Raw genomic sequence first — 748 nt, 5'->3', positions numbered from 1 at the left:
TAGATATTGGGGGCTATTTTAATTTATTTTTTTATAAGTGCCCCTAAACTATAGCTATTGATTCAGGATTTCATGGGAGCCAGTTGCAACCAATAACAAAATCAATTCATCATGATCTAGCTGATAAATAACAATCCAGTTGTCATAATTTTTACCATAGTTTCCATATCTGGCAGGGTGAAATTCACGATAGCCACGCCAATTTCCTTTTAATGCATGATCTTTAATCTGTTTCAAAACAAGTACATCTTGTTCAACAATTGCTTCTAAACAAGGCTTCAAGACAGTTATTGGGAAATGTTTTTTGACTAGTTTTTTTAATTCACGTTCAAAAGATTTGGTCTGTTTAATTTGCATCTAACTTATCGATCCAATCTTCAAAGTCAGTCAATGAACCAATGTTTTTGACCTGCCCTGTTTCTGCTTCTTTTTTAGCGGCTAAGGCTTCCGGAGAATCTAAAAAGCTGACTAATCGAACTTCATTATTGGCCGCTTTAACTAACGATAAGCGTATATACTCAGAAACGGTTAGCCCTTGTTTTGCTAGATTAGCTTTAGCCCGTTCACTAATGTCAGGTGTTACACGAGTTGAAATTGTCTTGTTTTTAATAATAGTATTACTCATTCTAATCCGCCTCCTTTAAGTTTACCATCGTACTACATTATAATATTCGATTTTTAGGTTTTCTGCAACTAAATTAATTTTAAAGTAAAGGAACTAACAGCTTATGCAACAAGTTGTCTTACC

The 748-nt window shown here is 34.0% G+C and carries 2 protein-coding genes; both read right to left on the bottom strand.

Annotated elements, in window-relative coordinates; translation table 11 throughout:
- Positions 1-54: 54 nt before the first annotated feature.
- On the bottom strand, positions 55-357 hold the full coding sequence (locus tag FC70_RS02630; protein ID WP_005917927.1) for a type II toxin-antitoxin system YafQ family toxin: 303 nt from the start codon (positions 355-357) through the stop codon (positions 55-57).
- Positions 347-625 (bottom strand): plasmid mobilization protein, encoded by a 279-nt coding sequence (locus tag FC70_RS02625; RefSeq protein ID WP_003625288.1) that lies wholly within the window; start codon positions 623-625, stop codon positions 347-349. The genes FC70_RS02630 and FC70_RS02625 overlap by 11 nt, the downstream gene beginning before the upstream one ends.
- Between the last annotated feature and the right edge of the window lie 123 nt (positions 626-748).

It is taken from the genome of Paucilactobacillus oligofermentans DSM 15707 = LMG 22743, assembly GCF_001434315.1.
In the GTDB taxonomy this organism is placed as follows: Bacteria; Bacillota; Bacilli; order Lactobacillales; family Lactobacillaceae; genus Paucilactobacillus; species Paucilactobacillus oligofermentans.
The sequence above is the reverse complement of the archived record's forward strand: the minus strand, read 5'-3'. Positions and strand labels throughout refer to the sequence as shown.